Raw genomic sequence first — 5,753 nt, 5'->3', positions numbered from 1 at the left:
GCTGGAAAGTGACCGAATGACGATGACCGACGAGCCGCGCGGCCCGCTCCCGGAGCACCGCGACGTCGCCGCCCGCGTGGAGGGCCTGTGGCCCGAATATCGCGATGCGCTGCGCGACCTCGTGACGATCCCGAGCGTCGTCGGCCAGGAGGCACCGGCCCAGCACTACGTCGCGCGGCTCGCCGAGGGGGCCGGGCTAGACGTCGACGTGTGGGACGTGGACCCGGCGTCGCTGGCCGAGGACGGCCGCTACGCACCGGTCGATGGCGGCGAGGGCGTGCGCCCGAACGTCACCGCCAGGTGGGCCGGCTCGGGCGGGGGCCGGTCGCTCGCCGTCTCAGGCCATATCGACGTCGTGAGCCCAGAGCCGCTTACCCGCTGGACACGCGACCCGTTCGGCGGCGACGTGGTCGGCGACCGGCTCTACGGTCGCGGCGCGTTGGACATGAAGGGCGGACTCGTCGCGGGACTCCTGGCCGTCCACGCGGTCCGCGACGTCCACGGCACGCTCGCGGGTGACGTGGTGTTCGAGTCGGTCATCGAGGAGGAATGCAGCGGCAACGGCACCCTGGCCGCGCGCCGACGGGGACCGGCCGTCGATGGCGCGATCATCCCTGAGGTGAGCTGGGAGGACGTACAGATCGCCAACACCGGTGTCGTATGGTTCGAGGTCACGGTCACGGGCCGACCGGCCTACGTGGGGCTAGCCGGCGCGTCGGTCAACGCCATCGAGCTGGGGATGGACCTGGTCCGTGCCTTGCGGGCCCTGCCAGATGACTTCAACGCGGCCCCGCGCCATCCCCTGTACGCCCACGTCGAGCGCCCCTACACCCTCAACGTCGGGGTGGTGTCCGGCGGGGACTGGCCGTCCAACGTCCCCCTCGAGTGCCGGGTCGGCGCCCGTCTGTCGTTCCCTCCGGACTGGCCGGTGGAGCAGGCCCAGCACGCGATCCGCGATGCCGTACAGCGGTTCGCGGCGGCCGACCCCTGGCTGACGTTGTCGCCGCCGCAGCTGAGGTGGCACGGGTTCCGGGCCCACGGCTACGTCATCGAGCCGAACCATCCGCTGGTTTCGCTGATCGCCAGCTCCTACACCGCGATCACCGGTCAGCCGGCCCGCTTCACTCCGATGTTCGGCACCGCCGACGCCCGGTACTTCGCCGACGACGGGACGCCCGCCGTCTATCTCGGCCCGGGCGGCGGCGGTATGCACGCCCCCGACGAGTGGGTCGACCTCGCCAGCGTTCACCGCGTCGCCCAGATACTGGCCCGCACGATCGTGAACTGGTCCGGACCGGCGACCGCAAGCGCGGCAGCGGCCAGCGGGGGCGCGCCGTGACAACGGTCGTCCAGGTCGAGAACGTCGGGGTGCTCGCCCCGTACAACACGGAGCGGAGGGCGCTGGCCGCCGCTGGTGTCTACCTCGAGGTCGCGCGCTGCCGCGACGCGGCGGACCTCGTGGCGCAGGCCGCCGGAGCCGACGTCATCTGGCTGGAGTGGCGGCCCCTGATCACCCGTTCGGTCCTTGAGGGGCTGCCACGTTGCGGTCTGGTGATGCGGTGGGGTGTCGGCTACGAGCAGGTCGACGTCGCGGCTGCGACCGACCTCGGCGTCGCCGTCGCGAACTCCCCGGGCCACTGCACCGAGGACGTCGCCGAACACGCCCTAGCGCTCATGCTGGCCGTGACCCGGCAGGTCGTCGACGACAACCGTCGTCTCGTGGCGGGGGGCTGGGGGGGGCGCTGCTCGTCACACCGTCGGTTGCAGGACTGCACCGTGGGCGTCGTCGGGCTGGGCCGGATAGGCCGCCGGGTCGCACAGCTGTGCGCCGCGTTCGGTGCCGACGTCATCGGCCACGACCCCCTTGTGTCCGACGTGCCGGGCGTGCGGACCGTAGACCTGGCCGAGCTCCTGCGCCGGTCCGACATCGTCAGCCTCCACGTCCCGGATACCCCGAGCAGCCGCGGCCTCATCGACGCCCCCGCCCTGGCGTCCATGAAGGACGCGGCCGTCCTGGTCAACACCGGGCGGGGCGGAGTGGTCGACGAGGACGCGCTCCTGGCCGAGTTGCGTGCGGAGCGGCTGTGGGCGGCCCTCGACGTCTTCGCCACTGAGCCCCTGCCTCTCGACCACCCGTTCCGCGGCGCGCCCCAGACCGTCCTTACCGGCCACAACGGCGCGAGCTCGGATCGCAGCCTGGAGCAGCTGCGTGCGGCGATGTGCAGCACCACCCTCGAGTGGCTGTCGACTGGGTGGGCCGCCACGATCGTCAACCCCGAAGTCCGCGGACGCACCCGGCCATCCGCGGTCAACCCTCGCCGTGGTTGAGCCCGGGTCCGCGGGCGACGGGCCTCCGGACCACCTCGACCGGGAGGTCACCGCCTACGTCGCTGGCGGTGGTGAGACCGGTCTCACGGTCGAGCTGAACGAGCGCGCCTGGGACCGGTGGTCGCTGCGCCCGAGGGTGTTAAGGGACGTGTCCACCGTCGACCCGTCCGTCACCGTGCTCGGTCACCGCGTCGCCCACCCGGTGTTCGTGGCACCGATGGCCGGCCTCTCCTGGCTCGACCCGGGGGGGGAGGTCGCCTGCGCTGCCGGGGCCCGGGCCGCCGGAATGGGCTTCTGCCTCAGTTCGGGCAGCGCGTCCACCCTGGACGACGTGGGGATGGCGACTGGCCCGTTCCTCCAGCAGGTCTACCTCTGGCCGGAGCGCGACCGGATGCGGCCGTTCCTCGAGGCATGCGCGACGGCGGGGGCCATGGGATTTCTCTTAACCGTCGACTCGCCGCCGCAGGCCGCCCGATACGGTTTCCGGGGCCGCCTGGGCCCCCTTCCTTTCGTCTCGGCGCCGAACTTCGACGGCGGCCGACCCCCGGCCGGGTCGCCGGCCGACAGCGGTCCCGCTGACATCGCGTGGCTGCGGGACGTCAGTGGCCTGCCGGTCGTCGTCAAGGGGATCCTGCGCGGTGACGACGCCGCGACCGCCCTGGACGCCGGCGCCGCCGGCGTCGCGGTGTCCAACCACGGAGGCCGCCAGGTCGACGGGTCGATCACCACCGCGGAGGCCCTGCCGGAGGTCGTCGAGGCCGTCGGGGGCCGTGGTTTGGTCCTCGTCGACGGCGGCATCCGGCAGGCGGAGGACATCGTGCGGGCGCTCGCGTTGGGGGCCGACGCGGTATTGGTCGGTCGCCCGGTCGCGTGGGCCCTGGCCCGCGGTGGGGAGGGCGAGGTATGCCGCCTGCTCACCGCACTTGCCGACGGGGTCGTCGCCCAGATGGCGCTCTGCGGCGCGGCGACCGCCGCCGACCTCACGCCCGATCTAGTCGTCTGGCGTCCCTGGGACTGAGGCAGGTCGGTAGATAAGGGGACGACCTGGAAGCGCCCGTCCGGGTCGGCGATGGGACGGGCCGACTCAGGGCTGCCGAACAGACGACGTGGTCCTGATGACCTCTCATCTCCTTGCACTGCATAAGTATCTGGCCGACAACAGGTCACGTGTGTGGTGATGGAAGACCGACCCGGCAGTTACGGGAGCTGACCGGCCCGGATGGCGATGACCCGGGAACGCTTCCGGGAGACTCAACGACTTGGCGTGTTCTAGGTAGATGCCGATCACGGGGAATCGACACGGATTCCATCATCCGAGCGGGGCTAGATTTGGTCGAATACACCCTCGATCCACGCGCCCGTCAGTTGCCGACGGAAGGGCTCGTAGAGCGACGTTGCTGCTCCATACCTGAGTTCCTCGCTTGCCTGCTCACCTGCTGCGGTTGATCACCCCGTCACATCTGGAGGTTCCATGCGTGCATTCGCCAGCCACTTCATCGACGGTCGGGCTGAGCCGTCGCTCTCGCAGAAGACGTTCGCATCGATCGATCCAGCGACCGGCAAGGATCTTGCGCAGGTTGCCCATGGTGACTCCGCCGATGTGGACCGGGCAGTCAGCGCCGCAATGCACACGTTCAACGAAGGTACCTGGCGCCATCTCCCACCTCCCGAGCGTGGCCGTCGACTGGGTCGCGTTGCTGAACTGCTTCGCGAGCGCTCGGACGAGCTCGGCGAACTCGAGAGCTCCGACACCGGCAAGCCGCTGATCAACGCAACCGCTGAGGTCGAGCAGGCGGCGACCCTGATGGAGTACGCGGGCGGGCTCGCGGAACAGGTGCGCGGAGTCGTTCACCCGGATGTGCCAGGCTCGTTCATCCACTCTCGACGTGAGCCGTATGGAGTCGTCGGCGCGATCGCACCATGGAACTACCCGCTCGTACTAGCCGCTTGGAAGACGGCACCGGCACTAGCAGTCGGCAACTCGGTCGTGCTAAAAATGGCCGAGCAGACGCCATTGTCGACATCGGTCTTTGCCCAGCTGTGTGCGGAGGCGGGCATCCCGGCGGGCGCCCTTAACGTCGTTCACGGCGACGGCGCGACCGGCGCCGCGCTGGTCGCCGATCCGCGTGTCGCGAAGATCACGTTCACCGGCTCGACGGATACGGGGCGCGCCATCTTGCGCGAGGCTGCCAAGCGGGTCAAGAGCGTCCATCTTGAGCTTGGCGGCAAGAGCCCGAACATTGTCTTCGCCGACGCGGACCTCGACCGTGCGCTCAAAGGCACTCTGTTTACCGCGTTTGCGAACTCGGGGCAGCTCTGTACTGCCGGCACCCGTCTGCTGCTCGAGGCTTCGATCGCTGACGAGTTCCTTGAGCGGCTGTGCGAACGGGCCGAGGCGCTCATGGTCGGCCTGCCGCAGCGCCTTAACACACAGCTTGGGCCAGTCATCAGCGACCAACAGCGCCAGCGCGTTGAGCGCTACATCGCCCTCGGCCTCGAGGAAGGCGCAAGCCTTGTCAGCGGCGGCGGACGGCCCTCTGAACCGGAGCTACGCGACGGCTTTTTCATGCTGCCAACCATTTTCGCCGACGTCACGATGGACATGCGGATCGCGCGCGAGGAAATCTTCGGACCGGTTCTCGCCGTCACACGATTCGAAAACGAGGACGAGGCGGTACGCCTCGCCAACGACAGTGACTACGGCCTCGCAGCCACCGTCTGGACGTCGCGCCTCGACCGCGCTATGGCGATGGTCGACAGGCTTGAGGCTGGCATCGTCTGGACGAACTGCCCGCATCGGCTCGCATGGCAGGTTCCCTACGAGGGGCACAAGCAGTCGGGTCTCGGTGAGGATCTCGGAACCGAGGCGATCGGCACTTACACACATCTCAAAGTCAGCTACATGCAGTTCGCCGGCGACCCCGCGTCCCTCTGATGAGCATGCATCCGGCCCCAGTCGGACAATTCGCGCCGACGGGGGGCGTACCTCGATACAGCCACAAAGGGTTTCCGCCGCGCGAAAATGTCGCGGCGATGTGGCGCTGGTGCCAGCAGTCTCGGTTGGCGTCGCGATCGCAGCTTAGTCCTGGCACCAGGCGACGAAGTTGTCGTGCCTGAGGACGAATCCGCGTCGTTGCTGCGGCCGCTCGTCGCGACCAGTCACGCGGTCGAGTGGGGCGGTCTGAGGGGACTCGACGAGCTGATGGTCGCAGCCGACGCCACCTCGACGCCGGTAGCGAGCGCCATACGCCTCTGGATGTATGCCACGTCGTCGCCTTCGTCCGCCACCTCGGGCCCACTCAGTCGTCGAGGACGGGTGGGGTGTGCCAGATCCTGTCGATGTAGTCGCGCATCGCGCGGTCGGAGGAGAAGAAACCACAGCGGGCCACGTTGAGGATCGCCGACCGGGACCACCGGTCCGGGTC

At 69.4% G+C, this 5,753-nt stretch carries 5 protein-coding genes; 4 read left to right on the top strand and 1 reads right to left on the bottom strand.

Annotated elements, in window-relative coordinates:
• From ABI385_RS06200 to ABI385_RS06185, 4 genes are all read left to right on the top strand, one after another.
• On the top strand, nucleotides 1-1,339 hold a 1,339-nt coding region (locus ABI385_RS06200; protein WP_348102878.1), incomplete at its 5' end, for an ArgE/DapE family deacylase.
• Entirely contained in the window at nucleotides 1,336-2,328 is a 993-nt protein-coding gene (locus tag ABI385_RS06195; RefSeq protein WP_348102877.1) for a C-terminal binding protein, read from the top strand. The genes ABI385_RS06200 and ABI385_RS06195, both read left to right, overlap by 4 nt.
• Entirely contained in the window at nucleotides 2,321-3,346 is a 1,026-nt protein-coding gene (locus ABI385_RS06190; protein ID WP_348102876.1) for an alpha-hydroxy acid oxidase, read from the top strand. Before ABI385_RS06195 ends, ABI385_RS06190 begins: the two co-directional genes overlap by 8 nt.
• Before the next feature lie 453 nt (nucleotides 3,347-3,799).
• Nucleotides 3,800-5,263, top strand: a complete 1,464-nt coding sequence (locus ABI385_RS06185) for an aldehyde dehydrogenase family protein (protein ID WP_348102875.1) — start codon at nucleotides 3,800-3,802, stop codon at nucleotides 5,261-5,263.
• 364 nt (nucleotides 5,264-5,627) lie between these two features.
• Here the strand turns inward: ABI385_RS06185 and ABI385_RS18460 are convergent.
• Nucleotides 5,628-5,753: glycogen/starch/alpha-glucan phosphorylase (locus ABI385_RS18460; protein WP_407068232.1), on the bottom strand; the 126-nt coding region annotated here is incomplete at its 5' end.

It is taken from the genome of Lapillicoccus sp., assembly GCF_039935575.1.
Lineage (GTDB): Bacteria > Actinomycetota > Actinomycetes > Actinomycetales > Dermatophilaceae > Lapillicoccus.
The sequence above is the reverse complement of the archived record's forward strand: the minus strand, read 5'-3'. Positions and strand labels throughout refer to the sequence as shown.